Origin of the sequence: Maricaulis sp. (assembly GCF_030149515.1) — a bacterium.
In the GTDB taxonomy this organism is placed as follows: domain Bacteria; phylum Pseudomonadota; class Alphaproteobacteria; order Caulobacterales; family Maricaulaceae; genus Maricaulis.
Genome location: NZ_JASBRI010000001.1, coordinates 47,540 through 72,947, shown reverse-complemented (window position 1 = coordinate 72,947; position 25,408 = coordinate 47,540). Strand labels below are relative to the sequence as shown.

General features: G+C 64.9%; 29 protein-coding genes. 18 read left to right on the top strand and 11 right to left on the bottom strand.

Translation table 11 applies throughout. The annotated features are described in order from the left end of the window. Positions 1–45 precede the first annotated feature (45 nt). From folP to Q1U94_RS00375, 4 genes are read left to right on the top strand one after another with little or no spacing between them, the layout of a single operon-like run. Positions 46–876 carry a dihydropteroate synthase gene (folP, locus tag Q1U94_RS00390; protein ID WP_300540723.1) on the top strand — a complete coding sequence of 277 codons (831 nt, stop codon included), beginning with the start codon at positions 46–48 and terminating at the stop codon, positions 874–876. 37 nt (positions 877–913) lie between these two features. Beyond that, a complete protein-coding gene (locus tag Q1U94_RS00385; protein WP_300540721.1) occupies positions 914–1,306 on the top strand; it encodes a cupin domain-containing protein in 393 nt (130 codons plus the stop codon). Continuing rightward, entirely contained in the window at positions 1,306–1,953 is a 648-nt protein-coding gene (locus Q1U94_RS00380; protein ID WP_300540718.1) for a glutathione S-transferase family protein, read from the top strand. Before Q1U94_RS00385 ends, Q1U94_RS00380 begins: the two co-directional genes overlap by 1 nt. Then, positions 1,950–2,297: a multidrug efflux SMR transporter gene (locus tag Q1U94_RS00375; RefSeq protein WP_300540715.1), complete on the top strand. Its 348-nt coding sequence runs from the start codon at positions 1,950–1,952 to the stop codon at positions 2,295–2,297. The genes Q1U94_RS00380 and Q1U94_RS00375 overlap by 4 nt, the downstream gene beginning before the upstream one ends. Here Q1U94_RS00375 and Q1U94_RS00370 read toward each other — a convergent pair. Then, positions 2,294–3,511, bottom strand: coding sequence for a Xaa-Pro peptidase family protein (locus Q1U94_RS00370; protein ID WP_300540712.1), 1,218 nt, complete (start codon positions 3,509–3,511; stop codon positions 2,294–2,296). The genes Q1U94_RS00375 and Q1U94_RS00370 overlap by 4 nt on opposite strands. Before the next feature lie 65 nt (positions 3,512–3,576). After that, complete coding sequence (locus tag Q1U94_RS00365) at positions 3,577–4,584, bottom strand: RluA family pseudouridine synthase (protein WP_300540709.1); 1,008 nt, start codon at positions 4,582–4,584, stop codon at positions 3,577–3,579. Between the two features lie 326 nt (positions 4,585–4,910). On the opposite strand from Q1U94_RS00365, the gene Q1U94_RS00360 reads away from it, so the two are divergent. Further along, positions 4,911–6,608, top strand: a complete 1,698-nt coding sequence (locus Q1U94_RS00360) for an alkaline phosphatase D family protein (RefSeq protein ID WP_300540706.1) — start codon at positions 4,911–4,913, stop codon at positions 6,606–6,608. A gap of 54 nt (positions 6,609–6,662) precedes the next feature. On the opposite strand, the gene Q1U94_RS00355 is transcribed toward Q1U94_RS00360, so the two are convergent. Then, positions 6,663–7,025 carry a helix-turn-helix domain-containing protein gene (locus tag Q1U94_RS00355; protein ID WP_300540703.1) on the bottom strand — a complete coding sequence of 121 codons (363 nt, stop codon included), beginning with the start codon at positions 7,023–7,025 and terminating at the stop codon, positions 6,663–6,665. Positions 7,026–7,156: 131 nt separating this feature from the next. Here Q1U94_RS00355 and Q1U94_RS00350 point away from each other — a divergent pair, with 131 nt between their 5' ends. Next, on the top strand, positions 7,157–8,245 hold the full coding sequence (locus Q1U94_RS00350; RefSeq protein ID WP_300540702.1) for a nitronate monooxygenase: 1,089 nt from the start codon (positions 7,157–7,159) through the stop codon (positions 8,243–8,245). A gap of 29 nt (positions 8,246–8,274) precedes the next feature. Beyond that, entirely contained in the window at positions 8,275–8,895 is a 621-nt protein-coding gene (gene gstA / locus Q1U94_RS00345; RefSeq protein WP_300540699.1) for a glutathione transferase GstA, read from the top strand. 65 nt (positions 8,896–8,960) lie between these two features. On the opposite strand, the gene Q1U94_RS00340 is transcribed toward gstA, so the two are convergent. Together Q1U94_RS00340 and folE are read right to left on the bottom strand one after the other, a co-directional pair. After that, positions 8,961–9,350, bottom strand: a complete 390-nt coding sequence (locus Q1U94_RS00340) for a DUF4168 domain-containing protein (RefSeq protein ID WP_300540696.1) — start codon at positions 9,348–9,350, stop codon at positions 8,961–8,963. A gap of 170 nt (positions 9,351–9,520) precedes the next feature. Next, positions 9,521–10,138 carry a GTP cyclohydrolase I FolE gene (gene folE / locus Q1U94_RS00335; RefSeq protein WP_300540693.1) on the bottom strand — a complete coding sequence of 206 codons (618 nt, stop codon included), beginning with the start codon at positions 10,136–10,138 and terminating at the stop codon, positions 9,521–9,523. Positions 10,139–10,376: 238 nt separating this feature from the next. Here folE and cysS point away from each other — a divergent pair, with 238 nt between their 5' ends. From cysS to Q1U94_RS00300, 7 genes are all read left to right on the top strand, one after another. Continuing rightward, a complete protein-coding gene (gene cysS, locus Q1U94_RS00330) occupies positions 10,377–11,765 on the top strand; it encodes a cysteine--tRNA ligase (RefSeq protein ID WP_300540690.1) in 1,389 nt (462 codons plus the stop codon). 5 nt (positions 11,766–11,770) lie between these two features. Beyond that, on the top strand, positions 11,771–12,037 hold the full coding sequence (locus Q1U94_RS00325) for a hypothetical protein (RefSeq protein WP_300540687.1): 267 nt from the start codon (positions 11,771–11,773) through the stop codon (positions 12,035–12,037). 136 nt (positions 12,038–12,173) lie between these two features. Continuing rightward, positions 12,174–12,626, top strand: coding sequence for an iron-sulfur cluster assembly scaffold protein (locus Q1U94_RS00320; protein WP_300540684.1), 453 nt, complete (start codon positions 12,174–12,176; stop codon positions 12,624–12,626). Between the two features lie 150 nt (positions 12,627–12,776). Continuing rightward, the gene (yidD, locus tag Q1U94_RS00315) at positions 12,777–13,148 is read left to right on the top strand and encodes a membrane protein insertion efficiency factor YidD (RefSeq protein WP_300540681.1); all 372 of its coding nucleotides are present in this window, start codon (positions 12,777–12,779) and stop codon (positions 13,146–13,148) included. Positions 13,149–13,150: 2 nt separating this feature from the next. After that, positions 13,151–15,085 (top strand): threonine--tRNA ligase, encoded by a 1,935-nt coding sequence (thrS, locus tag Q1U94_RS00310; protein ID WP_300540678.1) that lies wholly within the window; start codon positions 13,151–13,153, stop codon positions 15,083–15,085. Between the two features lie 23 nt (positions 15,086–15,108). Beyond that, a complete protein-coding gene (locus Q1U94_RS00305; protein WP_300540675.1) occupies positions 15,109–16,335 on the top strand; it encodes an O-antigen ligase family protein in 1,227 nt (408 codons plus the stop codon). Beyond that, entirely contained in the window at positions 16,248–17,255 is a 1,008-nt protein-coding gene (locus Q1U94_RS00300; protein ID WP_300540672.1) for a glycosyltransferase family 2 protein, read from the top strand. The genes Q1U94_RS00305 and Q1U94_RS00300 overlap by 88 nt, the downstream gene beginning before the upstream one ends. Here Q1U94_RS00300 and Q1U94_RS00295 read toward each other — a convergent pair. Then, on the bottom strand, positions 17,252–18,163 hold the full coding sequence (locus Q1U94_RS00295; protein ID WP_300540670.1) for a hydroxymethylglutaryl-CoA lyase: 912 nt from the start codon (positions 18,161–18,163) through the stop codon (positions 17,252–17,254). The two genes, Q1U94_RS00300 and Q1U94_RS00295, sit on opposite strands and share 4 nt — an antisense overlap. Continuing rightward, positions 18,138–19,901: a glycosyltransferase family 39 protein gene (locus Q1U94_RS00290; RefSeq protein ID WP_300540667.1), complete on the bottom strand. Its 1,764-nt coding sequence runs from the start codon at positions 19,899–19,901 to the stop codon at positions 18,138–18,140. The genes Q1U94_RS00295 and Q1U94_RS00290 overlap by 26 nt, the downstream gene beginning before the upstream one ends. A 101-nt stretch (positions 19,902–20,002) precedes the next feature. Between Q1U94_RS00290 and Q1U94_RS00285 the strand changes: the two genes are divergently transcribed. Further along, positions 20,003–20,749 carry a glycosyltransferase family 2 protein gene (locus Q1U94_RS00285; RefSeq protein ID WP_300540664.1) on the top strand — a complete coding sequence of 249 codons (747 nt, stop codon included), beginning with the start codon at positions 20,003–20,005 and terminating at the stop codon, positions 20,747–20,749. Between the two features lie 137 nt (positions 20,750–20,886). Next, entirely contained in the window at positions 20,887–21,300 is a 414-nt protein-coding gene (locus tag Q1U94_RS00280; protein WP_300540661.1) for a hypothetical protein, read from the top strand. An 88-nt stretch (positions 21,301–21,388) separates the two neighbouring features. Here the strand turns inward: Q1U94_RS00280 and Q1U94_RS00275 are convergent, their stop codons facing one another. Both Q1U94_RS00275 and phaR read right to left on the bottom strand, forming a co-directional pair. Further along, positions 21,389–21,718 (bottom strand): hypothetical protein, encoded by a 330-nt coding sequence (locus tag Q1U94_RS00275; protein ID WP_300540659.1) that lies wholly within the window; start codon positions 21,716–21,718, stop codon positions 21,389–21,391. 161 nt (positions 21,719–21,879) lie between these two features. Next, the gene (phaR, locus tag Q1U94_RS00270) at positions 21,880–22,482 is read right to left on the bottom strand and encodes a polyhydroxyalkanoate synthesis repressor PhaR (RefSeq protein WP_300540657.1); all 603 of its coding nucleotides are present in this window, start codon (positions 22,480–22,482) and stop codon (positions 21,880–21,882) included. A 156-nt stretch (positions 22,483–22,638) separates the two neighbouring features. Here phaR and phbB point away from each other — a divergent pair, with 156 nt between their 5' ends. Beyond that, positions 22,639–23,364 carry an acetoacetyl-CoA reductase gene (gene phbB / locus Q1U94_RS00265; protein WP_300540654.1) on the top strand — a complete coding sequence of 242 codons (726 nt, stop codon included), beginning with the start codon at positions 22,639–22,641 and terminating at the stop codon, positions 23,362–23,364. Between the two features lie 57 nt (positions 23,365–23,421). Further along, positions 23,422–24,147 carry a DUF4908 domain-containing protein gene (locus tag Q1U94_RS00260; RefSeq protein WP_300540651.1) on the top strand — a complete coding sequence of 242 codons (726 nt, stop codon included), beginning with the start codon at positions 23,422–23,424 and terminating at the stop codon, positions 24,145–24,147. Here Q1U94_RS00260 and Q1U94_RS00255 read toward each other — a convergent pair. Both Q1U94_RS00255 and gloB read right to left on the bottom strand, forming a co-directional pair. After that, the gene (locus Q1U94_RS00255) at positions 24,144–24,581 is read right to left on the bottom strand and encodes a cupin domain-containing protein (RefSeq protein ID WP_300540648.1); all 438 of its coding nucleotides are present in this window, start codon (positions 24,579–24,581) and stop codon (positions 24,144–24,146) included. The two genes, Q1U94_RS00260 and Q1U94_RS00255, sit on opposite strands and share 4 nt — an antisense overlap. Then, positions 24,581–25,351: a hydroxyacylglutathione hydrolase gene (gene gloB / locus Q1U94_RS00250; protein WP_300540646.1), complete on the bottom strand. Its 771-nt coding sequence runs from the start codon at positions 25,349–25,351 to the stop codon at positions 24,581–24,583. The genes Q1U94_RS00255 and gloB overlap by 1 nt, the downstream gene beginning before the upstream one ends. Positions 25,352–25,408 lie beyond the last annotated feature (57 nt).

The window sequence follows — 25,408 nt, the reverse complement described above, 5'->3', positions numbered from 1 at the left end:
GGTCGGGCCCTTGCCAACCTGTCTGCCCGGGACTAGCAGAACTGCATGGCCAAACTCCGTCCCCGCCGCAAATCTGACCTGCCCTTCATCATGGGTGTGCTGAATGTCACGCCGGACAGTTTTTCCGATGGCGGCCAGTGGATCGATCAGGAAGCGGCGGTCTGTCGGGCCCTCGAAATGCTGAATAACGGTGCCGACATCATCGATATCGGCGGAGAGTCCACCCGGCCGGGGGCAAAACCCGTCCCCGAAGCCGAAGAGCTCAAACGGGTCATTCCGGTGATTCGGGCGCTGCGCGAACGCACGGCGGCGCGTATCTCGATCGATACGTTCAAGCCCGCCGTGGCCCGCGCCGCGATCGAGGCCGGGGCGGATATCTGGAACGATGTCATGGCGCTGCGCCATGAGGGAGCGGTAGAGACTGCGGCCGAGCTGGGCGTGCCCGTGATCCTGATGCACATGTCAGGCACGCCCCAAACCATGCAGAAGAATCCGCAATACGAAGACGTGGTCTCCGACGTGTGCGATTTTCTTACCGAGCGCGCCGACATCGCCATGGGCGCCGGTGTGACGGCGGACAGTATCTGGCTCGATCCGGGCATCGGTTTCGGCAAGTCGCTGGACCACAATCTCGCCCTCATGCACGATCTCGACCAGGTTATCGCCCTGGGCTATCCCGTTCTCTTCGGCGCTTCGCGCAAACGCTTCATTGCTGCCATCGACGACGGTGCTGCAGAGACGGAGCGGCTGGGCGGTTCGCTGGCCGCCGCCCTGCGCGCGGCGCAGGCCGGCGTGGCCATGGTACGGGTGCACGATGTGCGCATGACGGTGCAGGCGCTGAAAGTGCAGGCCGCGATCCGCAAGGGCCGGTCCTGACACAACGCTGCTGACACCAGGCTGACGGGAGGCATTCATGCCCGGCTCTTCCTTCGATCCCCGCAATACCTATGTCCACCTGGCGCCCAGTGGCGCGTCGGAGATCGACACTTCCGGCGATTTCTGGGGCGATCTCGCCAGCGGCCGCAAAGTCTATCCGGGCCGTATCGCGATGGTGCTGGCGATGACGGGCGATTTCCCGCACTGGGAGCGCCATCCGGCCGGAGAGGAATTGGTGATGATGCTGTCAGGGCGGATGGATGTGATCCTGGAGGAGCCCGAGGGTGAACGCCCGGTCCCGCTCGGCCCGGGCAAGGCAGTGCTGGTACCAGCGGGCGTCTGGCATCGCGGTGTGGTGCACGAGCCCGGCGAGGCGCTGTTCGTCACCGAAGGCGAGGGCACCGAGCACAAACCCATAGGGGACGCGTGATGAGCTATACGCTGTACGGCCAGTCGGGCTTCGGTTCGGTCTGTGTGGAGGCCGCACTGGAGCTGCTGGGGCTGGACTATGAATTTGTCGAGGCCGACCCGCTGGGCGACGAGGCCAATCGCCGGCGCGTTACTGCCATAAACCCGGTGGGCCAGGTGCCCGCGCTGATCCTGCCGGACGGGTCTCCGATGACGGAGAGCGCCGCCATCCTGACCTATCTCGGCGATCTCCATCCCGGGGCCGGCCTGGTGCCGGCGCCGGATGCGCCTGAGAGGGCGCAATACCTGCGCTGGATGAGTTTTCTGTCCGCCAGCATCTATTCCACCTTCACCCTGTCGGACGATCCTTCGCGCTATCACCCCGATCCCGAGGTTCAGGAAGCGCTGCGGCACAGCGCCAATGAGCGCCGCAAGGCGATGTGGACGATCATGAACGAGGCGTTCGAGGGGTGCGCCGGTCCCTGTCTCCTGGGCGCGAATATGAGTTTTCTGGACGTCTATGTTGCGATGATGAGCTTCTGGTCGCCCCGGCGCGACTGGTTCGAGGCGAACTGCCCCCATCTCGCCGGTGCCGTGCACGCGCTGGAGCGTAATCCGGTCATAAAAAGGGTCTGGGCCCGCAACTACGATGCGGAGGCGCTGGCGTGAACGCGGGGCTCCTGGGCCCGTGGACCCTCCTGGTCCTGGGCGGTCTTCTGGAAATGGTCTGGGCGATCGGCTTCAAATATGTCGGCCGGGACGCGCCCCTCTGGCAGCAGGGCGGTGTGGTGCTGGCGCTGATCGGTTCGATGACGCTGCTCTACATCGCCATGAAACACCTGCCCGCCGGCACGGCCTATGCCGTGTGGACCGGGATCGGCGCGCTCGGCGTGGCGACCGTGGGCATCCTCGTTTTCAAGGAACCGGCTACCCTGGCGCGGATCGTCTTCCTGGCGATGATCCTGCTGGGAATTGTGGGCCTGAAGGCGACCAGCGGCGGGGGGCAGGCCTAGCCGAAAGGATCGTCGATCGACCTTGACGGCGCCGTGAACCAGCGCGGGCCCTGCGGTGTCATGTAGAAATGATCCTCCAGGCGCACACCGAATTCGCCGGGAACGCAGATCATGGGCTCGTTGGAAAAACACATGCCGGCAGACAGCGGCGTATCGTCGCCGCCCACCAGGTAGGGGCTTTCGTGGATGTCCAGGCCTATACCGTGGCCGGTCCGGTGCGGCATGCCGGGCAGGGCATACCCCGGACCCAGGCCATGGCGTTCGTTTACGGCGCGGGCCGCCGCGTCCACGGCCGAACAGGGTGCGCCGATACGGGCGGCTTCGAACGCGGCGATCTGGGCCTCCTTCTCCACATTCCAGATCTCGCGTTGGCGCGCTGTCGGTTCGCCGAAAACGTAGGAGCGGGTGATGTCGGACTGGTAGCCATGGATGGCGCAGCCGCAATCGATCAGCACCATATCGCCCTCTTCCAGAGTCTTGGGCCTCGCGACGCCGTGCGGGAAAGCCGTATCCGGTCCGAACAGGACAATGCAGAATGTTGAACCGCCAGGTGCACCGATCCTCTTGTGGGCGGCGTGAATGAACTCTGTCACCTCCCGGGTGGAGATGCCGGGTCTCAGGATGCGCGCGGCCGCCTTGTGCACCTCCAGCGTGGCGGTCTTGGCGGCCTGCATCAGCGCGATCTCGCCGGCATCCTTTTCCCGGCGGGCGCAGAGAACAAGTTCGTCGCCGTCGCGGCAGGCGCCCGGCCAGCCGAATTCGAGCGCCCGGGCAACGGTGAGGGGGGTGGCCGGATCGATGGCGAGATCGCCACCCGTCAGCAGCGATCCGGTCAGCGCATAGGGATCCTCATGCTCCTCCCATCCGCGCAGAGGCGCGTCCAGGCGCATAAAACCCTCGATCGTGCCGCGTTCGAACTCGGGGCCGACATAGGTCAGGTCGCCATCGGCCGTGAACAAGGCGCCGACCAGCCGTTCGGAGGGCCGCCAGACGAGGCCGGTGTAATAGGTCAGGTTGCTGCCGGCATTGAGCCAGGCCGCGGCGAAACCGTCAGCCCTCAATCGCCGTGCCAGGCCGTCCAGCCGCGCACGATAGCGATCTGCGGAAGTGGGGCGGCAGTCATTCAGCATGGGGTTGAGCCGGGCCAGCTCTGCGTCCGGCGTGGAACCGCCGACGCCGCGTGTTGCCGTTTCCGGTGCCTGATTCTCAGTCATGGCAAGCTTTCCTCGCGATCCGTCCTATCCATGGCCCCCGGGGAGGCCGGCGTCCAGTTCGGTTGCTACAATCGCAGAAGGAATTTCTCCAGGCGCTGCATGTCCTTGGGCAGATCCGCCTCGAAGCGCAGCTGCTGGCCGGTGACCGGATGGTCGAAACCCAGGATTGCCGCATGCAGGGCCTGCCGGCGGAAATCCTTCAGCTCCCGGCCATTGTCCGCTGTCGCGAGCAGATTGCCGCGCTTGTGTCCATAGACCGGATCGCCCAGCAGCGGGCAGCCGATATGGGCCATGTGGACGCGGATCTGGTGGGTGCGGCCGGTTTCCAGACGGCATTCCACCTTTGCCGCCAGCCCCGTGCCGACGGCCATGTCCGGCGCCTGGCCGTAGCGGGCCAGGGTGAGGTAATTGGTAATGGCGTGTTTGCCGGCCTCGCTGGCCGGATCGCGCGGCACGGTGAATTTCTTGCGGTCCTGCTGGGAGCGCACGATCTGCGTCTCGACCCGTCCGGCCTTGGGACTGGGCGCATTGCGGGTGAAGGCGACATAGGCGCGCTCGACACTGTGGGCGGCGAACTGGGCGGTCAGGCCCTGATGCGCGGTATCCGACTTGGCGGCGACCATCACTCCGGACGTGTCCTTGTCGAGCCGGTGCACGATGCCGGGACGTTCCACACCGCCAATACCCGACAGCGAGCCGGCGCAATGATGCAGCAGGCCATGCACCAGCGTGCCTGTCCAGTTCCCGGCGGCCGGGTGCACGGCGAGGCCGGCCGGTTTCAACAGCACGATCAGGTCGCCGTCCTCGAACAGGACGTCGAGATCCATCCTTTCCGGCGTCGGCTCGGCCGGGCGGGGGGCGGGAATGGCGAGCGTATAGCGCGCGCCCTCCACCACCTTGGCCGATGGGTCGGTGAAAACCGATCCGTCGACCCGCAGTTGCCCGTCCTCGATCAGTGCCTTCAGCCGCGAGCGCGACAGCGTGTCGATCTCGGCCGCCAGCCAGCGATCGAGGCGCGCGCCTGCGGCCTCGCTGGAGGCGGTAAGCTGAGTGGTCTCGGCGATCCCGGTCATCTCCGGACAGTTCCTCAACCGGTGCAGGAATGCAACGCACCGTCTGTTGCTGTAGCGCGTGATCTACCTGTCACGGCCTTGTCGGCAAAGCGTCATTGCCAGCGCCCCCCATGCTTTACGGCGTCCGGGCCGGCGTCGACGTCTGACACTGGACCGGGACGCGTGACCGCATGCTGCGCGTCGCTTCATCTGCCCTGCGAGGATGTGGGGGAAGGCCGTGTGCCGGGGCCTGGGGGAGTTCGGCGCACGGCCTTCCGGCACGTATCGTAGTGAAGTCGTCGCGAATACGGTTTAGTGGTCTTCGATATCGAACCGCGGGGGACGGCATGACGAAGACATCTCTTACGCGCCGCGGCGCACTGATCGGAGCGGCGGGAACCGGTCTGGCCGCCAGCGCCTGTTCGCCGAAGCCGGACACCTTCCAGCCCCGCGGCGAGGGGCATTTCCGCCATGGTGTTGCCTCGGGCGATCCCGACCAGACCTCGGTGATGTTGTGGACGGCGCTCAGCGACGATGCCGGCGGCTATCGCGGCGTCGAGCTGGCGCACGACGAGGCTTTCTCCGACATTGTTTTCCAGCAGGGCGAAGAGCGCACCTATATCCGGCCCCAGCCCCTGGGTACCCTGAAGATCCTGGCCACGGGACTCCAGCCCGGAAGGCGTTATTTCTACCGTTTCCGCCTGGGCGAGACCTATTCCCCCACGGGCGTCACCCGCACCTTGCCCGAAGGCGCGGTCAGCCGGTTCCGCATCGGCGTGTTCTCCTGCTCCAATTTCCCGGCCGGGCATTTCAATGCCTATCGCGAAGCTGCCGGGAATGGCGATCTCGACCTGGTCGTCCATCTGGGCGACTACATCTACGAATACGGGTATGGCGGCTATGCCACGGGGAATGCGCAGGCGCTGAACCGTGTACCCGATCCGCTGCACGAGATCGTCTCCTACGAGGACTATGTGGCGCGCCACGCCCAGTACAAGTCGGATCCCGACCTTCAGGCGCTGCACGGTGCGGCGCCCTGGATCATGAGCTGGGACGATCACGAGACGGCCAATAATTCCTGGACCGGTGGCGCCCAGAACCACAATGAGGGTGAGGGCTCGTGGGACGACCGGCGCAACGCCGCCCTGCGGGCCTGGTATGACTGGACGCCCTCGCGCGAGCCGGACGATCTGCGCCATCGCTACGGCGCCTACGAGATCGGCGATCTGGCGACGCTGTGCCTGATCGAAAGCCGGCTGTCCGCGCGTGACCAGGAAATCCTGCAGGACAGCTTCCCGGTGGCCTCCGATGCCGACATCGAGGATTCCGAAGTTCTTGCCGCCGTCGAGTCGTGGAAGCGCGATGTAGTGGGGGACGGGGACCGCGAGCTGATCGGGCCGGAGCAGATCGCGCGTATACGCGAAGCCTGCGCGGCGTCTGTCGCAGCGGGCAAAACCTGGCGCATCCTGGCCAACCAGGTGATCATGTCACGCGTGAATTTCCCGGACTTCTCGCGGGAAATGCCCGGCTGGCTGCGCTGGTGGGCGACGCGGGATAGCGAGTTCGCGCGCAATTTCATCCTGCGCACGCGCTTCGACATCCCCTTCAATCTGGACATGTGGGACGGCTATCCGGCCGAGCGCGAACGTCTGTTTTCGGCCCTGCGCGACGCGCAGGCCGATGTCATCACCATCACCGGCGACGTGCACTCCTTCTGGGCCAACGATCTGGTCGATGCGGGCGGACACCGGATCGGCACGGAATTCGTCGGCACTTCGGTGACCTCGCCTTCGCCCTTCTCGTCCTTCAAGGCGCCCGGTGTCGATTACGGACAGATGATGGCCGATGCGAACACCGATGTGCGCCACTGCAATATGGAAGACCACGGCTATATCCGCCTGACCCTGACGCCGGAGGCGGCGGAGGCCGAATACGTTACCGTGTCCACCATTCTTCAGCGCGACTATCGTGCCGGGCTCGACAGCCGCTGGCGTCTGGAGCGCACTGCGGACGGCTCGGTTCCGGTGGTGGAGCGAGTGGAATAGGAAACCCGGGGCCGGCCTTCTCCGGCACCTTGACGGGAAGGCGGGCTACGGCGCTCAGACGTCGCACACACCTGCCGAACGCTTGAGCCGTGTTCCTACATCGACGATCGCTTCGATTACCGGCAGGAGCTCGCGGCCCAGTTCGCTGAGGGAGTATTCGACGCTGGGCGGGGAAGTCGGCTGAACGGTGCGCATGACGACGCCCTTGGCGACGAGTTCCTTCAGCCGGGCCGAAAGCACTTTCGCCGAGATCGGCGGTATGTCGTTTTCCAGCTCGGAAAAGCGCCGCGGTCCACCGCTCAGATGCCAGATCACATACGGCGTCCAGGCACCGCCCAGCAATCTCATGCACTCGTTCACGGGGCAACCCACCCCGTCGTCGAGCGGAGCGGACCGGTTGTGCCGGCGTTTGAGCATGACTGTGCCTCCCGGAAGCAGCTTACCACAGGGATAGTACAAAATATTCCTTACCTGAAGCGACAAGGTTACATTTCGTAATCAGGGATCCCATCTGAGCCTCCGACCGCATCGGACAGGAGGCCTTCAGGATGGCGGATGCAAGCGAAGCTCAACGGCGTATCGGACTGCGCCACCCGATTGTCCAGGGACCGTTCGGTGGCGGATTGTCGACGGTAGAACTGGCCGCCACTGTTTCAAATGCTGGCGGGCTGGGCTCGTTCGGAGCGCATATTCTCGATCCGGACGGGATCGAGGATCTGGCTGCCGAACTGCGGGCGGCGACGGACGAGCCCTTCGCCCTCAATCTCTGGGTTTCCGACCACGATCCGGGCGGCGACCCCTTTTCCCGGGACGCCTTCGACGCCGTCTGGCCGGTCTTCGCTCCCTTCTTCCGCGAATACGGGCTGGACAAGCCCGAGCCGCAGGCACGCTATCATCCGCGCTTCGAAGACCAGGCCGAAGCGATCCTGGAGACCCGCCCGCGGGTGTTTTCCTTCGTGTTCGGCATTCCCGACGCGGTGACGCTGAAAGCCTGCCGCGAACGCGACATCCTCACCCTGGGCGCGGCCACGACGCTGGCCGAAGCGGAAGCGCTGGATGCGGCAGGCGTCGATCTCGTTCTGGCGACGGGATTTGAAGCCGGCGGTCACCGCCCGGCCTTCCTGGAACCGGCCGACAACAATCTCGTCGGAACATTGCCCCTGACCCGGCAGATCGCGGCCCGTCTGAAACGGCCCGTCATCGCGGCGGGCGGTATTGCGGACCGGGCCGGTATCGATGCCGCCCTGACACTGGGCGCCGGCGCCGCCCAGCTGGGCACGGCCTTTCTGGCCTGCGCGGAGTCCGGCACGAGTGATGCCCATCGCGACGTGCTGTTTTCACCACGCGCGCGCCATACGGTTCTCACCCGTGCCTATACCGGCCGTCTGGCGCGGGGCATTCCCAATCGCGTCATTGCCGAAATGGAAGCGCGTGCGGCCGATCTCCCGCCTTTTCCGGTCCAGGCCTGGTTCCTCGGGCATCTCAAGCGCGCCGCGATCGAGGCGGGCGACGAGGATTTCGCATCGCTCTACGCCGGCCAGGGTGCGCCGCTTCTCACGCATCGCCGCGCCGGCGATCTCATGACCGAGCTTACCACCGCTTCACCCGCCCGCGCGCCGGCCCCCGCCGGCGCGTGATCCTCCCCCACCGAAGAAGGAAATTATCCATGAAACTCTATTTTTCCCCCGGCGCCTGTTCCCTGTCGCCGCATATCGCCCTGCGGGAAGCGGGTGTGGACGTGGAACTCGAACAGGTCGATCTCGCCAGGGGCGTGATCGCCGCGTCCGGCCGGTCCTTCCGCGAGGTCAATCCGAAAGGTTATGTTCCGGCGCTCGACATCGGTTCCGGCGTGCTGCTGACCGAGGGCGCGGCGCTGGTCCAGCACATCGCCGACACATATCCCGATGCCGGCCTGGCGCCGGCGCCGGGCACGCTGGAACGCACCCGGGTAAATGAATGGCTGACCTTTCTGTCGTCGGAATTGCACAAGTCCTTCGGCCCTCTGTTCAACCCGAAGGCCCCGGAAGCCGACAAGGCGGCGGCGATCGACAAGGTTCGCAGCCGGCTCGACTACATCGAGCAATCTCTGGCTGACGGCCGGGATTACCTGACCGGTCCGGATTTCACCATTGCCGACGCGTATCTGTACACCCTGACCAACTGGGCCGGCCCGACGGGCGTTGGCCTGGGCGAGCGGCCGCGTCTGGCAGCCTTCATGGACCGTGTGCATGCGCGTCCGGCAGTCCGGGCCGCGCTCGAGGCGGAAGGCCTGCTGGAAGCGATGTAACGCTGCACACGAGAACGGGCGGCCCGCCGGGCCGCCCGTTTCTGCTGATAAACGGCGTCCGCGGCCTATTGCGCGGACTGTTGTGCCTGCGCGGTTTCGCGGATGCGAGCGGCGACGCTTTCATCGTTGCGGGCGGCATTGGCGATGGAATTGTACTCGACCACCGTCAGGCCGGCCTCTTCCACAATACCCGCCATCTGGGCCTGGGCGTCCTGCTGGATCTGCTGCTGGGCTTCCGGCGTCTCCGCGGCCTGGATTTGCGGCTGGATCTCCTGGACGAGCGCATTTATGCCCTGGGCGGCCTCGATGAAGGCAAGGACCTGCTCGTCGGTCAGTTCGAAGGTCTGGGGTGCCTGTTCCTGCATGCCGGCGGCGTCCTGGGCGAGAGCCGGAGCAGCGGCGGTCCCTGCGGTCAGGGCGGCGGCAAGGGCGGCGGCGAAAATCTTTTGCGTCATGTCGATGTCTTCCCGGGTTGCGAAACGGTATTGAGCCCAAACACGCTCAATGTATTGGGAACGCAAAAGCCCTAACAGCGATCCATGATAATTGCACCCCATGGCCTGCAGGCGCACGGGGTGCAATTTATTACATCGCTATTACAACGCTTTTATTGGCCGTTTGTTTCCTAGGCCCGTTCCACCAGGCGCATGAAGCGGTCCTTCAGTGCGGCGTCGGTCTTGAATTCGCCGGTGAAGGTGGTGGTGATGGTCGAGACGTTCGGATGGTGTACGCCGCGCGTGGTCATGCACTGGTGCTTCGCATCGATCAGAACTGCCACGCCGCGCGGGCTCATCGCCTCGTTCAGGGCGTCGGCGATCTGGGCCGTCATCGTCTCCTGCGTCTGCATGCGCTTGGAGAAGATCTCGACGACACGGGCGATCTTGGAAATGCCGACGACGGAATTCTGCGGCAGGTAGGCGACATGAGCCACTCCGAGGATCGGCGCGAGATGGTGTTCGCAATGGCTCTCGACATCGATATTGGTCAGCATGACCATGTCGTCATAGCCCTGCACATCCTCGAAGGTGCGGCCCAGGGCCTGCAGGGGGTCGGCCTGATAGCCCGAGAACCACTCTTCCCAGGCTTTCACGACGCGCTTGGGCGTATCGATCAGGCCTTCGCGGGCGGGATCGTCTCCGGCCCAGGAAATGAGCGTGCGGACGGCCTCTTCGGCCTCTTCGCGGGTGGGACGGGTGTTGGCAGCGCCAGCTAGGCGCACGGCTTCAGGTGTCACGGCGTCCATCCTCATGGATCCTTTCGTTGTCGGGTCGGCTCCGCTGGTATACGACGCAGCCGTAGTGCCGGTTTCCGGATCGAGGATGCACAGACCGCTCTTTTTGCAGGGCGGTGCCTGAAATCCTCTGTTTCCACGCTTGCGCGCTTGCCCGTATTTAAGGCTTCCCAGCGCCGTTTCCAATGATAGGACCGCATGCGGCGTATGCATTTTTCAGTATCTGGATAGTTGGCGGATAGATAGCATCATGAAATCGCTTACTCTTTACGACACGATGGCGCGAAAAAAACGCGTTTTCGAACCGATCGACGAGAGCCGGGTGACGATGTATGTCTGCGGTCCGACGGTCTATTCCTACGCCCATATCGGCAATGCCCGCCCGCCCGTCGTGTTCGATGTGCTGCGGCGCGTGCTCGCGCATCTATATGGCGAGAGCGGAGTCGTCCTGGCGGCCAATATCACCGATATCGACGACAAGATCATGGCTGCAGCCCGCGAAAGCGGTGAAAGCATCGAGGCGGTGGCGACCCGGTTTGCCCGCATCTATCGCGAGGATCTAGACGCGCTGGGCATCGCCCCGCCGACGCTGGAACCCAAGGCGACCGATCATATCGGTCCGATGATCGCGATGATGCAGCGCCTGGTCGATACCGGCCATGCCTACGAGGCCGAGGGCCATGTCCTGTTCTCGGTGAAGTCCTATGAGGCCTATGGCGCGCTGTCCAAGCGCTCGCTGGACGACATGATCGCCGGGGCCCGTGTCGAAGTGGCGCCCTACAAGAAGGACCCCTGCGATTTCGTGCTGTGGAAGCCGTCGTCGGAGGACGAGCCGGGCTGGGACAGCCCCTGGGGCCGTGGCCGTCCGGGTTGGCATCTGGAATGTTCCGCCATGTGCGAGGCGCATCTGGGCGAGACGATCGACATTCATGGCGGCGGCATCGACCTGGTCTTCCCGCACCATGAAAACGAGATCGCCCAGTCGACCTGCGCCCATGGCGGCAAGACGATGGCCAATTACTGGCTGCACAACGGCTTTCTCAACATGGGCTCGGACAAGATGTCCAAGTCGCTGGGCAATGTTGCGCTGATCCGGGACCTGTTGAAGACCTGGCCCGGCGAAGTGCTGCGCTGTGCCCTGCTGACGGCGCATTATCGCGCACCGCTGACCTGGAATGCCGACCTGCTGGCCAAGACCCGCCGTTCGCTGGACCGGATCTATGGCGTGCTGCGCCGGCTGGGCGATATCGAGGCGGTCGCGGCGGATGTGCCCGAAGCCTTCCTCGATGCGCTGCTGGATGATCTCAACACCCCGAAGGCAATGTCGGAGCTCTTTGCCCTCGCCGGTGCCGCCAACAAGGCGGAAACCGCGGAGGAGAAGGCCCGTGCCAAGGGCGAACTCCTGACAGCTGGCGCCCTGATGGGGCTGGGCCAGGACAATCCGGACGCCTGGTTCGGCCTCACCGGCATGAGCGAAGCCGAACGTGCCGAAATCGACATCCTGATCGAAAAGCGCCAGAAGGTCCGCGCCGACAAGGACTGGGCCACGGCCGACGCGGTGCGCGACGAGCTGAATGCGCGCAAGGTCCAGGTCGATGACGGCCCGGAAGGCTCGACCTGGCGGATCGTGGTGGAGTAACTGCCATGGCCCTCAAGGGCTTCAATGTGATGCTCCAGGCCGAGGACGGGATCGGCCCGTGCTTTGTCGCCTATGGCGTTGTCGCCCCGGATGCGGACCAGGCGGGCCGTCTGGCCGAAGGCGCGGCCCGGGCCGAGGGTTTCTGGGCCATCGAGATCGACGAGGTCTGGGAGCCGGAACCGGACGAGGGCGAAGATCTGGGCGATATCCCCGAAGTGCTGGGCCGCACGGACCCAACCTATCTGGACGAGGACGAGGCGGACTGGGATTAGGGGCGGCGGCCCGCGGTCTCATCGCCCGCTTTTCGCGGACGTACGCAATGCTGTCCGCGCCGTCCCGGCCGAAGCTCGAGGCGAGACGCCCTACCCCATGGCAAAGCCGGGCGAAACCGCTTAAATAGAGCCTGCAATGGCTGAAGAACTCTATTCCAATGCCGTCCTGCGGCTGGCCGCGGATATTCCGCGCATCGGGCGTCTGGCGCGCCCGCAGGCGTCGGCGCGAAAGGTGTCGCGCCTGTGCGGGTCCGAGGTGGAGGTCGACATCGTCATGCAGGGCGACAAGGTCGCCGACCTGGCGCTGCGGGTGAAGGCCTGCGCGCTGGGGCAGGCCTCGGCCTCCGTGCTGGCGCGGCAGGTTATCGGGGCCTCCCAGCGCGAGCTGGAAATGGCCAAGGACAGCCTGCTCGCCATGCTGAAACAGGGCAAGCCGATGCCCCGCGGACGATTTTCCGAACTGGCTGTTCTGGAGGGCGCGCGCGCCTATCCGGCCCGCCACCAGTCCGTCATGCTGGCCTTCGAGGCGGTAACCGACGCGGCGCGCCAGGCGGGCACCGGGCGAACTCCGGCCGAGCTCACTGGATAGGGCTGTCCGGGCCCGCCGCGCCGGCGGGTAACAACCGGACAGTCCGCAAATATCCCGATTGCACCCCGAATGCTTTACTGCGGCCCGTCTGCCGCGCTTGATGTCCACGGTGGACAGCGCGTACGGCGGCGTTAAAAGGCTTGAATCCATATGCGTTCGACGGAACGGATCGATAGGCCGAAATCCCGGTTGCCGGGCTGGCTGATGATTGGCGCACTGCGCGTCTATCAGCTCTCCCTCTCGCCGGTCTTCTACGCGCTGGGCGTGCGATGCCGGCATGAGCCGAGTTGTTCGCACTACGCCATCGGCGCGATCAGGGGGCAGGGCGCCTGGCGCGGTTTCTGGCTGACGCTGGGACGGCTTCTGCGCTGCCGTCCCGGTGGCACATTCGGTTTCGATCCCGTGCCGCCCATGCGCAAGGATACGCCCTGGTGGCGAGTCTGGGCCTTGCGGCCCCGGTTTTCGCAACAGGGCCAGGACAGGTTTCCGCCGGCGGGCCGCGCCGACGACAAGGACATGTAGACATGATCAATGTGACGCTTCCCGACGGATCGAAACGCGAACTGCCCGAAGGCGCCACGCCGCTCGATCTGGCCGAGGGCATTTCCAAATCCCTCGCCAAGGCGGCCATCATTGCCGAGGTGGACGGACAGGAATGGGACCTGACGCGGCCCCTGGAGGGCGATGCGCAGGTCGCCATTGTCACCCGCAAGGATGACAAGGCGCTCGAAGTGATCCGCCACGATACCGCCCACGTGCTGGCCCAGGCGGTCCAGGATCTCTTCCCCGGCACGCAGGTGACGATCGGTCCGGCCATCGAGGACGGCTTCTACTACGACTTTGCCCGCGAGGAACCCTTCACACCGGAGGATTTCGAGGCGATCGAAAAGCGCATGGCCGAGATTGTCGATGCCGACCTGCCCTTCGTGCGCGAGGTCTGGGACCGCGATGAGGCCATCGCCGAATTCGAGAAAATGGGCGAGCACTACAAGGCCGAACTGATCCGCGATCTGCCGGAAAACGAGACGATCACGATCTACCGTCAGGGCGAGTGGTTCGACCTGTGCCGCGGTCCCCATCTGCCTTCCACGGGCAAGATCGGCAAGGCGTTCAAGCTGATGAAGGTGGCCGGAGCCTATTGGCGCGGCGATCATCGCAACGCCATGCTGCAGCGGATCTATGGCACGGCCTGGGCCGACGAGAAACAGCTCAAGACGCACCTGCATCGCCTCGAAGAGGCGGAGAAGCGCGATCACCGCCGTCTGGGCAGGCAGATGGAGCTCTTCCATTTCCAGGAGGAGGCGCAGGGCCAGGTGTTCTGGCATCCCAACGGCTGGACGCTGTATCGCACGGTGCAGGACTATATGCGCCGGCGCCTGGAAGCGGCGGGCTATGTGGAAATCCGCACGCCGCAGCTGATGGACCGGAAATTCTGGGAGGCTTCGGGCCACTGGGACAAGTACCGCGAGAACATGTTCATCTCCTCGATCGACCAGGAAGAGAAGGTCCTGGCGGTGAAGCCGATGAACTGTCCCTGCCACGTCCAGGTGTTCAACCAGGGCCAGAAATCGTATCGCGACCTGCCGCTGCGCATGGCCGAGTTCGGTTCCTGCCACCGTTATGAGCCTTCCGGCTCGCTGCACGGGTTGATGCGGGTGCGCGGGTTCGTGCAGGACGATGCACATATTTTCTGCACGGTCGAACAGATCACCGACGAGGTGAAGGCCTTCTGTGAACTGCTGAAATCGGTCTACCAGGATTTCGGCTTCGAGGAACCGCGGATCAAGTTTTCCGACCGGCCCGAGGTTCGCGTCGGTTCGGACGAGGTCTGGGACAAGTCCGAAGCTTCGCTGAAGGAAGCGGCGGAGGCGTCGGGCCTGGACTACGAGCACAATCCGGGCGACGGCGCCTTCTACGGACCCAAGCTGGATTTCGTGGTCAAGGACGCGATCGGCCGGGAATGGCAGACGGGCACGATCCAGTGCGATTTCAACCTGCCGGAACGTCTCGATGCGACCTTTGTCGGCGATGACAGCGAGAAACACCGGCCGGTCATGCTGCACAGGGCGATCCTGGGCTCGCTGGAACGCTTCCTGGGCGTTCTGATCGAGAACTATGCCGGCAAGCTGCCCTTCTGGCTGGCACCGCGCCAGGTCGTGATCGCCACGATCACCTCGGATGCGGATGCCTATGCCGAAGAGGTCCGGGCGGCTATGGCAAAGGCCGGACTGCATGTCGAGACCGATCTGCGCAACGAGAAGATCAACTACAAGGTCCGCGAACATTCGGTCGGCAAGGTGCCGGTGATTGCGGTTATCGGCCGCAAGGAGGCCGAGGAGGGCACGGTGGCCCTGCGTTTCCTGGGCGAGGACGGCAAGAAGCAGGAAGTCCTGCCGCTGGCCGAGGCGATTGACCGGTTGTCGGCAGACGCGCTTGCTCCCGATCTGAAACGCGCCTGAGACAAGACCGGGAGGCGCGAACCGTGCGCGACGACACCAGGGCAGGCATAGCCGGCATCGCCGGTTTCGGGCTTTCCTTCCTGTTTGCAATAGCGGGAAGCCTGTTGATCGCTCCCTGGGTCGCCCTTCTCGCGCTGGTCGCGCTTCCCGTCGATCCGGCCTTCTGGCGGATGCGGCGTGTGCCCTGGGGGCTGCTGGCCGGCGGGGCATTTCTCGCCTGGGTAGCCCTGTCGGCCCTGTGGTCGCCCTATGAGGGGACGGGACAGATCTGGCGGACCTGTCTGGGCATTCCGCTTTATGTGCTCTTCGTTGCGCGCATCGGACAGCTCGGCGAAGCATGGCAGCACCGCGTCGAAGCGGCGATGATCTTTCTGGTCACGGGCCTTGGCCTCTTCCTGCTCGCGGAAGCCCTGTTCGACGGTGTCGCCACTCGCGGCTTCAAGTTGGTCGAGGAGGGCTATGCCGTTTCGGAGGCGGCAGCGGACGTGCAGACCTTCGTCAATCGCAATCTGGGGCATGCTGCGGTGCCGCTGCTGTTGTTGAGCGTGCCTGCGGGACTGGTCGCCTGGCGCGAAGGCGGGCCGCTGATCGGCATTGCCATTGTGGCCCTTGCGGCGATTGCGGCCTTCAGCTTCGACACCCACGTCAATGCCGCGGCCTTCATGCTGGCGTTCGTCGCCGCCGGCCTGGCCGTTTTCTGGCCGCGCACCATGATCACACTGGTATGCGGCATAACGGCCGGTATCCTGATTGTCATGCCCTTGGCTCTGCCCGAACTGATTGCCGCGCTGCCGCAAGGCTTCAAGGATGCCTTGCCCCTGTCGTGGATCTGGCGCCTGGAGATCTGGTCGTTTGCGGGCGAACTCATCCGGGAGAGGCCGTGGTTCGGCTACGGCCTGGATGCCTCGCGCCCGCTCAATCGGGAGCTCGCACTGCAGGGCTTCACGGTCGAAGCCCTCCCCCTTCACCCCCACAATGCGACTTTGCACATCTGGCTCGAGACCGGCGCCGTGGGCGCCGTGCTCCTGGCTCTGGCACTGGTTGCCATGGGGGGGCGGATCGCCGCTGCAGAACAGCTTTCGCGGCTCCAGGCAGTTGGCGTGGTCTGGATATTTGTGGTCTATGTGTCCCTGATCGTGTTTTCCTACGGGGTCTGGCAGGAATGGCACCAAGGAACGGTAGCGTTGGCGGCGACGTCGGTATTCTTTCTCGGCGCGAAGAAGAGGAAGTCACGGACGAGCCGCGTCTGAGTGTCGTCACCGTATCCTGGCAGACCGGCCCGCATTTGCTGGAATCGGTGGCCTCTATCCTGAATGCTCCCGGTGTAGACGAGTTCATCCTGGTCAATCACGGCAATCCGCCGGATATGGTCCGCATGCTGCGCGAGATGGCGGCGGAGAGCGACCGGTTCGTCCTGGTGGAATCCGGCGGTAATCTCGGATTTGCGCGAGGCTGCAATATCGGCGCGCAGCGTGCCAGCGGCGATCTGGTTATGTTTCTCAATCCGGATGCGGTGCTCAGGCGCGGCGTGGTGCGCCAGCTCAAGGCCTCGGCTTCAGGCATGGACGCGTCGCCCTGGGTGATCGGTGCGCGGATCGTCAACCAGGACGGGACGGAACAGCGCGGCGGGCGCCGCGGCGAGCTGACGCCGGCATCCGCCCTGGTCAGCTTTCTGGGCCTCGAGCGCTTCATTCCGGGCTTGCGCAGTCTGCACCGGGAGGGCGAACCGTTGGGCGACGATCTGACCGATGTGCCCGTTGTCTCCGGTGCGGCGCTGATGATGCCACGCACGGCATTCCTTGAATGCGGCGGCTTCGACGAGCGCTATTTCCTTCATGTCGAGGATATCGATCTGTGCCGGCAGGTGCGCCAGGCGGGCGGGCGCGTGTGTTTCGAGCCGCGCGCCACCATCCTGCATTATGGCGGCACGAGCCAGTCGTCGCCATTCTTCGTCGAGACCCACAAGGCCCTGGGTTTTGTGAAGTATTTCTGGAAATACTATCCTGGCCCCCTGCAACGCCTGACGACGATGCTGATGATCGGGCCGATTTTTGCGGCGATCTGGGCCCGTGTGATCCTGCAGCGCTGCAGGAATACCGTCCGCAACAGTCTGCAGCGAACGCGGGCCCGCATGCGCCTGAGCCGGATCCGGAAGCAGGCCGGCCGCTAGCCGGCCAAGGCCCGGGGAAAGCCGCCGGTTTTGGACAAGGCGGATTCCACCGGGTGTTTCAGTCCGTCGGTTTCAAGCCATTTCGCCGTCGCGATCAGCTTGTCGAGGTCGAGCCCTGTCTCGATACCGGCGCGACCGAGCATGTAGACAACATCTTCGGTGGCCACATTGCCGGTGGCGGCCGGCGCGAACGGGCAACCGCCAATGCCGCCGACCGAGGCGTCAATTACATCCACCCCCGCCTCGATGGCGGCATAGATATTGGCCATCGCCGTATTGCGCGTGTTGTGAAAATGCATGCGCAGACGCATGTCGCCGCTTTCGGTGCGCACCAGGTCCAGGACCTGGCGGACCTTCCAGGGGTCGGCCACACCGATCGTGTCGCCCAGGGCAAACTCCATGGCGCCGGCGGCGCGGGCGCGTGCAGCAAGGTGGGCGAGAACCTTGGGGTCGACCTCGCCGTCGAACGGGTCGCCGAAGGCCACCGAGACGGTCACCGAAACCGGCACGCCTTCGTCATGGGCGAGCACGGCGATGCGGTCGAACAGGTCGGCGGTCTGTTCCGGCGTGGCGTTCTGGTTTTTCAGGCCGAATCCCGGCGAGGCGACCATGACGTAGTTGATTTCGTCACAGCCCGCCTCCAGCGCCCGGCGCATACCGCGTTCGTTCAGGGCCAGCCCGATATACTTTACGCCGTCCAGGCGCGGCACACGCTGCATCACCTCGTCGCTGTCGGCCATGGCGGGAACAAGTTTCGGATGCACGAAACTCGCCGCTTCCATGCGTCTGACACCGGCGTCGATCAGCCGCTCGACGAATTCGATCTTGGCGTCTGTCGGCATCATGGCCGGATCATTCTGCAACCCGTCGCGCGGGCCGACTTCAACGATTTCGATCTTGCGGGTCATTGTGGTCGTCCATTTCCGGGCAGGGTGTGAAAAACACAGCGAGGACGGTGTCGGTCCCCCGTGAGTAATTGGTGCCGGCTATTGCCGTGCTGCCGGACGGGCAGGGTAGGCCATTGCGGTCCAGGGTCCACCGGCGCGGTGCACCCTCATCGCCGGTGGCCGCCATCGCCTGTCTCAACGCGTCGTCCCGCCACAGGTCCAGCACCACCAATGTGGGGTCTTCCCGGCTTTCCGCAAAGGCCAGGACCTCGCCGGTCGTGCCCAGGACGGTGTCACTGCCCAGGGAAAAGACGAGGCTGGGCTCGGTATAGCTCGACGCCGTGACGATCGCGTCCGGTGGCACACCGGTCAGGGATTGTGCGCTATCCCTCACGGCACGCACCCGGTCGGCCAGGCGCACCGCCTCGGCATTGGGCAGGGCCGCGCCGCGCGCGGCCAGGTGCCATCCCAGCCCGGCCAGAACGGCCAGGATCAGGGCCGTCGGGCCCGGCCGCAATCGCTCGCTGGTCAGGCTTGCAGCCGCCAGTGCGACGAATATCGCCAGACCGGAAAACACCCAGATGGATGTACCAAGGCCGGGGCCCTGTTCCAGGCCGGTTCCGTATCGCGCGTAGATCACGGGCAGCGCCACGGCGAAGACCAGGCCACCGCCCGCAAACAGGGCCCGGCCGGTCCAGCGTTGCCAGAGCGCCGCCTTCCCCAGTTCTACCAGCCCCCAGCCCGCCACCAGCGCCAGGGCCGGAAAGGCCGGCAGTACGTAGTGGGGCAGTTTGGTGGGCAGGAATTCGAACACGATCCAGGTCGGTACCGCCCAGGCGACAAGGAAACGGGCGGCCTCGGCTCGCTGGCTGCCGGACCGCAGGGCGTCCGCCAGCCGCCCGACCCCCGGGACTAGGAACAGGACGGCCGGGAAAAATGTCAGCGGCAGCAAAAGCAGGTGGTAGCCCGGCCAGCCGCCATGGCGTTCGTCTGCGGAGACCAGTTTCGGCCCCAGATCGTCACCCAGCGCTTCACGCAGAAAATTGCCGTCCGTGGCGATCTGGATCGTGACCAGCCAGGGCACCACCATCGCGATGGCGAGGACCGGTCCGGGCCAGAAGACGAGGAGCGGTTTCAACCAGGCGATCCGGCGCTCCCAGACGATGAGTACGGCGGCAGTCAGCCCCGCCACCATCGGCGTCACGGGGCCCTTGATCAGAACGCCCAGGCCCAGCGCGAACCAGAAAACAAGCGCCGAGCGCCAGCCGGCGGCGCCAGTGCGCAGATTCGCCAGGGCGGCCATCGCCAGGGTCGTTGCGCCCACCAGCACGGCGTCGGTCTTGGCGATGCCGCCCTCGATACCCAGCATGACGCTGGCTGCGAACAGGGCGGATCCGGCGAACGCCGCTTCGCGTCCGAGCAGTCGCTGACCGCCCCAGAAACAGGCGAGCGTTGCCAGTATTGCGCCTAGTACGGAGGGCAGGCGATAGGCCCATATATCGCGCGCCTCGGCACTGGAGAGAGCCGCCACGCTGACCGCCTGCATCCAGTGGATGCCGACCGGTTTCTTGTTGCGCTCGTCGTCGAGATAGTTGATGCGGACAAAATCACCGCTTTCCAGCATCTGCGCGGTGGCCTGGGCATAGCGGCTCTCGTCGCGGTCGAGCGGGGGCAGGGTGAAGACGCCGGCCAGGGCGGCAAGGGCCGCGATCAGTCCGACGATGAAATAGGCGCGCCAACCGCGGGCAAGCTCGGCCATTCCTGTTCTCCGCTGGGGCGGACGTGAGAAAACCCTCGCGTCCACGGCCAAACCCGGTATGTAACGGGCAAGCCCCGTTTCGCAAGCTCAAGCCGTCACATATGAGCCAGACCAGCCCCACCGTCCCCGATATTTCCGTTGTCGTTCCGGCCTATAACGAGGCCGGTAATGTCGTGCCGCTTGCGCGCGAGATCGCGGCCGCGCTGGCGGGGCGCAACTTCGAAATCATCTTCGTCGATGATTGTTCCGGTGACACCACGCGTCAGGAACTGGCCGACGCCAAGGGCGAATTGCCCATGCTGCGCGTGATCAGCCACCGGCACAATTCCGGCCAGTCGCGTTCGATCCGCACCGGTGTGATGAATGCGCGCGGCGCGATCGTGTGCACGCTCGACGGGGACGGACAGAATCCGCCGGCTGACCTGCCGGTCCTGATTGATGCGCTGATGCGTCCGGATGCGCCGCAGGATCTGGCCCTCGTCGGCGGTGATCGCACGGCCAATCGCCAGGACTCGGCCTGGAAGAAGTTCGCCTCGCGCCTGGGCAACGGGATCCGCAAGCGCATGCTGGGCGACAATTGCAACGATACGGGCTGCGGGCTGAAGGCCTTCCGGCGCGCGGCGTATCTGGAATTGCCCTTCTTCGATCACCAGCACCGTTTCATCCCGGCCCTGATGATTCGGGAGGGCTATACGTGCGAGTTCCGGCCCGTCACCCACCGCCCCCGGGCCCACGGCCAATCGAAATATACGAATTTCGGCCGTCTTTTTGCCTCTTTGACAGACATGATGGGGATGATGTGGTTAAATTCCCGCGCGCGTAATCCGCGCGGAAGCGACGAGTTCTAGTTTGGCGCGGCCCGGCGGGCCGCTCGGTAGGAAAGGGACGCGACATGGCCGGAGGCGGGGATAACGGCGTATTGTTGGGTATGACGGCGGCCAATCAGGCGCAACGCGCACGGGGCCGCGGAAATGGGGGAAGTTCGATGTTCAATGTAATTCCACTCCTGATCGTTCCGGTGATTGCCTATGCGGTCATCGTGATCTTTTCCGGCGGCGATCCGGCCGCTGCGGCCGCGTTGATGGACAATGCCATCTTCTCGATTCCGCTGGTTTCCGGCCCGTGGTCGATGAAGGTCGGCGATCTTCTGATCATCCTGGCCATGCTGATGCTGTTCATCGAACTGGTGAAGTCGGCCGGCACGGGCACCGCGACGATTATCAATCACGGCCTGTCGATGGCGGTCTTCGTGATCGCGATGGCGCTGTTCCTGCTGGTCGGCCGGTTCGGCACGTCGGTCTTCTTCCTCATCACCATGATGGCGCTGATGGATACTGTGGCCGGTTTCGTGGTGACGATCGTGGCAGCCCGCCGCGACCTGGCGGTCGGCGGGGAATAGACTGCCTACAGCAGGACGAAGAGCAGACCGGCACCCAGGCTGATATCCAGCCAGAAGCCGACACGCCGGGCGGTGACCTTCGGGATACTCATGCGCGCCGCTCCCATTTCGGGGGCGGCGTGCGCTTCTGGGCCGCCTGTTCATAGGTGCGGCGGAAGCGGGCCACCTCGCTGGGGTCGGCTTTGAGGCCGCGACGCGGGGCGTCGCCGATGATCTGGACCATGACCTCCGCCGTGGCAGGGCGGGCCCGCACAAAGGAACGCTCGCCTTCGCGTGCGTTCGTCTGCGGGGTCGGGACGGGAACAAGAGCCTGCTCCTGCCTCGGCGGACGGTCGTTGGAACCGCGCGCGCGGCCGGCCGGCTCAACGCGCCGGCTGGTCGGGATCGGGACAGGATATGCGCTGCGGATCGTGGTCATGCCCCTGAACTCGCAAGGCGGATGCCAACTCTTAATGAGAGGTTAACCGCGATTCCGGGGCAAAAACAGGGTTTCAGGACTGCAAATACACATCAGCCGGCCCGCCTGGCGGACCGGCTGGCTCATATCGATACGAATTTGTTAACGCTGGCCGGGCGCCGCTATTTCTTCTTGGTGTCGAGCAACTGATCCAGCTTGGCCCGCATCGCGTCGAGTTCCTCACGCATGGCGGTGAGGTCCTCGCTCTCCTTTTCCGGCGCGGTCCTGGCAGTGTCGCTGCCATCCTCGCTGCCCTGCTGCTGGGTGAAGGGCGAGAACATGCGCATCGCCTGGCCGAACATTTCCATGTTGCGGCGCGTCTGCTCCTCGAGCATGGCCATGGAGGCCTGCGGCGAGGACATCGCCTCGGTCATGCGTTCGCGGAATTCCTCCTGCTGCTGGGCAAAGGAGTTCATCGACATCTGCAAATAGCCGGGCACCACGCTCTGCAGGCTGTCGCCGTAAAAGCCGATCAGCTGGCGCAGGAATTCGACGGGCAGGAGATTGGCGCCGCGCGACTCCTCCTCGAAGATGATCTGGGCCAGAACGCCGCGTGTGAGGTCCTCGCCGCTCTTGGCGTCGACGACCTGGAAATCCGTGCCCTTCTTCACGAGGTCGCGCAGATAGTCCAGCGTGACATACTGGCTGGTGGAGGTGTCGTAGAGCCGCCGGTTGGCGTACTTCTTGATGACAATGTCCGGCGACTTTCCGTTCGATTTTGGCACCGCTGACTCCCCTGTGGCACGTCCCGCCGACTTGTCGCGCCGATATTACTCGACACAGGCGTGTTGCTATTTCATGTAACGGTGTACGCGCTTAAGGTGGTGTGCTGCAAGCGCGAACGCAAACGGCCGATCGAAACAGACGGTATGGGGGATGCAATGAAACGCACGGCAATCGTAACCGGTGGTACGCGCGGCATCGGTGCCGCGATCAGCCTGGCCCTGAAGTCGGCGGGTCACACGGTCGTGGCCAACTATGCCGGAAATGACGATGCGGCGAACGCCTTCTCGGCGGAAACCGGCATCGCCGTGGTCAAGTTCGATGTGGGCGATTACAACGCCTGTGTCGCCGGCCTTGCCGCAGCCGAGGACAAGGCGGGGGCGCCTGCCGACATCCTGGTCAACAATGCCGGTATCACCCGCGATGGCATGTTCCACAAGATGACACCCGAGCAGTGGCGCGACGTGATCCGCGTCGATCTGGACAGCCTGTTCAACATGACCCGCCCCCTGATCGACGGCATGCGCGAGCGCGGCTGGGGCCGGATCGTCAACATTTCCTCGATCAACGGCCAGAAGGGGCAGATGGGCCAGGTGAACTATTCCACGGCCAAGGCAGGCGTGATCGGCTTCACCAAGGCGCTGGCCCAGGAAACCGCGCGCAAGGGCATCACCGTCAACTGCGTGACCCCGGGCTATATCAATACCGAGATGGTGGCCGCAGTGCCGGAAAAGGTGCTGGAAGGCATCATCGCGGGCATCCCTGTCGGCCGGCTGGGCGAAGCCGGGGAGATCGGGGCGCTGGTTGCCTATCTGTGCGGCGAGGACGCGGGCTTCATCACCGGATCGACGCTCACCATCAATGGCGGACAGTACATGGTGTGAGGATGGTTTGGGCTTTGCCCCAAATTCGCCCTCTTGCCGGTGATGATGCTGTCCGGGATGACACGATTCATTTTTGCCATACTGATCGCCGCACTGGCTGCAGGCGCTGCTTCGGGAATGCAGAATCCGCTGCGCGACCGGCTCTTGCGCAACGAGCGTGCAGAGGAAGTCACCGGCTGGTACCAGCGTGCCGATACCGGCGAATTTTTCCTGTTCGACCGTTCGGGCGAGGCGGCGCTTCTGCGCGAACGCGATGACGCGAATGCGGAAGTCCTGGTGCTGTATCCCAATCGAGCACCGGGCGGTGGTACCGCCTTCATCACCGATACCGGCCGAGAGGTGATCCGCCTGACCGGGCTGGGCGGCGCCACCTATTTTCCCGCCGACGCGCCCAATGGTGTCATCGTGGAATTTGCCAGCCCGTCCGGCGCCCTGACGCCCGCGCCGCGTTCACCCGGCGAAGTGCGGGCCCTGGCCGAAGATCTGGCCCGTGACCTGGCGCACCGTCTCGATCGCAACATCTCGGTGGAATACGCTCCGGCCCCGCGCGCCGGTCTGGGCGTCCAGTATGACGCCCTGCGCCTGATCGCCCATGCCTTTGCCATTGCAGGCAGCGACCGCCGGTTGCGCGATGTGGAACAGATCAATCTCGTGCTCGGCGACCAGCCCTCGGCCCATCGCGACGGCGATGCACTGATCGTCGTGATCGCGCCCCAGCTGGGCTATGCAGGCCGTCCGAGCTCGGCCTATCTCGCCGATGTGCTGCTGGGCGCAGACAGCTAGAGCGCGCCGCCCGGGGCCCAGCCGTCCGGGGCCAGTTCGAACCCGTCGAACTCAAAGCCCGGCGCTACCGTACAGCCCACCAGGGACCAGCCGCCGGTCGAACGGGCGCTCTGCCAGGCGGCCGTGGGCACGATGCCCTGGGGGCGCTGTCCGGCCGCCAGATTGGAGCCAAGGGTCAACGTGCGCGCGGTCCGGCCGTCCTCGCTGATCGACAGCGCGAGCGGCGCGCCGGCATACCAGTGCCACACCTCCACCGCGTCGACGCGATGCCAGTGCGACACCTGGCCCTCGGCGAGGAGATAATAGATCGCCGTCGAGCGTGCGCGGCCGTTGGCCGTATCCGGGTCGCGAAAGGTCTCGGCATACCAGCCGCCTTCGGGATGCGGCTGCATGCCCAGGGTTTCGATAATGTCGTGGAACGGCGTGGTTTCCATCAGAATGCATCCTTGCGGCGGCGGATTTCGGCGAAGACTTCGGCATTGTCAGCCGTTTCAAGGCGGAGATGTTTGCGAATGGCGGGATCGGCCGCACGCAGGAAAGGATTGGCCGCCTTCTCCGCGCCGATCGTGGTCGGTACGGTCGGTTCGCCGCGGGCGCGCTCGGCCTCGACCTGGGCGGCATAGGCGGCCAGATCGCGATTGTCCGGGTCGACGGTGACAGCAAAGGCAGCGTTGGCCTGGGTGTATTCGTGGGCGCAATAGATGCGTGTTTCGTCGGGCCAGCCGGCGAGACGGCTGAGACTGGCCCACATCTGTTGCGGCGAGCCTTCGAACAGGCGTCCGCAACCCAGTGCGAACAGCGTGTCGCCCACAAAGGCGAGACCGTCATCGGCGAAATGGTAGCAGACATGGCCCAGTGTATGGCCCGGCGTGTAGTGGACCCGCGCGGCGTGTGTGCCGAGGTTCACCGTATCGCCATCGCCGACTTTTAGGCCGATGTCCGGAATGCGGTGCGCGTCATAGCCGGGCGCGATGATTTTCGCGCCGGTGGCGGCGCGGATCGCGGCATTGCCACCGGCATGGTCGAAATGGTGATGGGTGTTCCATATCTGGGTGATGGTCCAGCCGGCCGCCTCGGCCTCGGCGAGGATGCGATCGGCGTCAGGCGTGTCGATCGTGGCCGTCTCGCCTGTATCCGGGTCGTGCACGAGAAAGCCGTAATTGTCGGAAAGACAGGGAAATTGCCGGATCTGGAGGTCGCTCATTGTCGATTCCGCCGGTTTCGCTAGTGTGAGCCGTCCCGCCCTACATAGGGCCCAGCC

Coding starts and splice junctions, on each gene's coding strand:
- folE (WP_300540693.1), bottom strand. CDS start 10,138: ATGGACGCCGTGACACCTGAAGCCGTGCGCCTAGCTGGCGCTGCCAAC.
- Q1U94_RS00285 (WP_300540664.1), top strand. CDS start 20,003: ATGAGCCAGACCAGCCCCACCGTCCCCGATATTTCCGTTGTCGTTCCG.
- folP (WP_300540723.1), top strand. CDS start 46: ATGGCCAAACTCCGTCCCCGCCGCAAATCTGACCTGCCCTTCATCATG.
- Q1U94_RS00365 (WP_300540709.1), bottom strand. CDS start 4,584: ATGACCGGGATCGCCGAGACCACTCAGCTTACCGCCTCCAGCGAGGCC.
- Q1U94_RS00290 (WP_300540667.1), bottom strand. CDS start 19,901: ATGGCCGAGCTTGCCCGCGGTTGGCGCGCCTATTTCATCGTCGGACTG.
- Q1U94_RS00275 (WP_300540659.1), bottom strand. CDS start 21,718: ATGACCACGATCCGCAGCGCATATCCTGTCCCGATCCCGACCAGCCGG.
- Q1U94_RS00370 (WP_300540712.1), bottom strand. CDS start 3,511: ATGACTGAGAATCAGGCACCGGAAACGGCAACACGCGGCGTCGGCGGT.
- Q1U94_RS00295 (WP_300540670.1), bottom strand. CDS start 18,163: ATGACCCGCAAGATCGAAATCGTTGAAGTCGGCCCGCGCGACGGGTTG.
- Q1U94_RS00255 (WP_300540648.1), bottom strand. CDS start 24,581: ATGGAAACCACGCCGTTCCACGACATTATCGAAACCCTGGGCATGCAG.
- Q1U94_RS00360 (WP_300540706.1), top strand. CDS start 4,911: ATGACGAAGACATCTCTTACGCGCCGCGGCGCACTGATCGGAGCGGCG.
- Q1U94_RS00260 (WP_300540651.1), top strand. CDS start 23,422: ATGACACGATTCATTTTTGCCATACTGATCGCCGCACTGGCTGCAGGC.
- Q1U94_RS00340 (WP_300540696.1), bottom strand. CDS start 9,350: ATGACGCAAAAGATTTTCGCCGCCGCCCTTGCCGCCGCCCTGACCGCA.
- thrS (WP_300540678.1), top strand. CDS start 13,151: ATGATCAATGTGACGCTTCCCGACGGATCGAAACGCGAACTGCCCGAA.
- yidD (WP_300540681.1), top strand. CDS start 12,777: ATGCGTTCGACGGAACGGATCGATAGGCCGAAATCCCGGTTGCCGGGC.
- Q1U94_RS00320 (WP_300540684.1), top strand. CDS start 12,174: ATGGCTGAAGAACTCTATTCCAATGCCGTCCTGCGGCTGGCCGCGGAT.
- cysS (WP_300540690.1), top strand. CDS start 10,377: ATGAAATCGCTTACTCTTTACGACACGATGGCGCGAAAAAAACGCGTT.
- Q1U94_RS00350 (WP_300540702.1), top strand. CDS start 7,157: ATGGCGGATGCAAGCGAAGCTCAACGGCGTATCGGACTGCGCCACCCG.
- Q1U94_RS00325 (WP_300540687.1), top strand. CDS start 11,771: ATGGCCCTCAAGGGCTTCAATGTGATGCTCCAGGCCGAGGACGGGATC.
- Q1U94_RS00300 (WP_300540672.1), top strand. CDS start 16,248: ATGGCACCAAGGAACGGTAGCGTTGGCGGCGACGTCGGTATTCTTTCT.
- Q1U94_RS00280 (WP_300540661.1), top strand. CDS start 20,887: ATGTTCAATGTAATTCCACTCCTGATCGTTCCGGTGATTGCCTATGCG.
- Q1U94_RS00355 (WP_300540703.1), bottom strand. CDS start 7,025: ATGCTCAAACGCCGGCACAACCGGTCCGCTCCGCTCGACGACGGGGTG.
- Q1U94_RS00385 (WP_300540721.1), top strand. CDS start 914: ATGCCCGGCTCTTCCTTCGATCCCCGCAATACCTATGTCCACCTGGCG.
- gstA (WP_300540699.1), top strand. CDS start 8,275: ATGAAACTCTATTTTTCCCCCGGCGCCTGTTCCCTGTCGCCGCATATC.
- phbB (WP_300540654.1), top strand. CDS start 22,639: ATGAAACGCACGGCAATCGTAACCGGTGGTACGCGCGGCATCGGTGCC.
- Q1U94_RS00380 (WP_300540718.1), top strand. CDS start 1,306: ATGAGCTATACGCTGTACGGCCAGTCGGGCTTCGGTTCGGTCTGTGTG.
- gloB (WP_300540646.1), bottom strand. CDS start 25,351: ATGAGCGACCTCCAGATCCGGCAATTTCCCTGTCTTTCCGACAATTAC.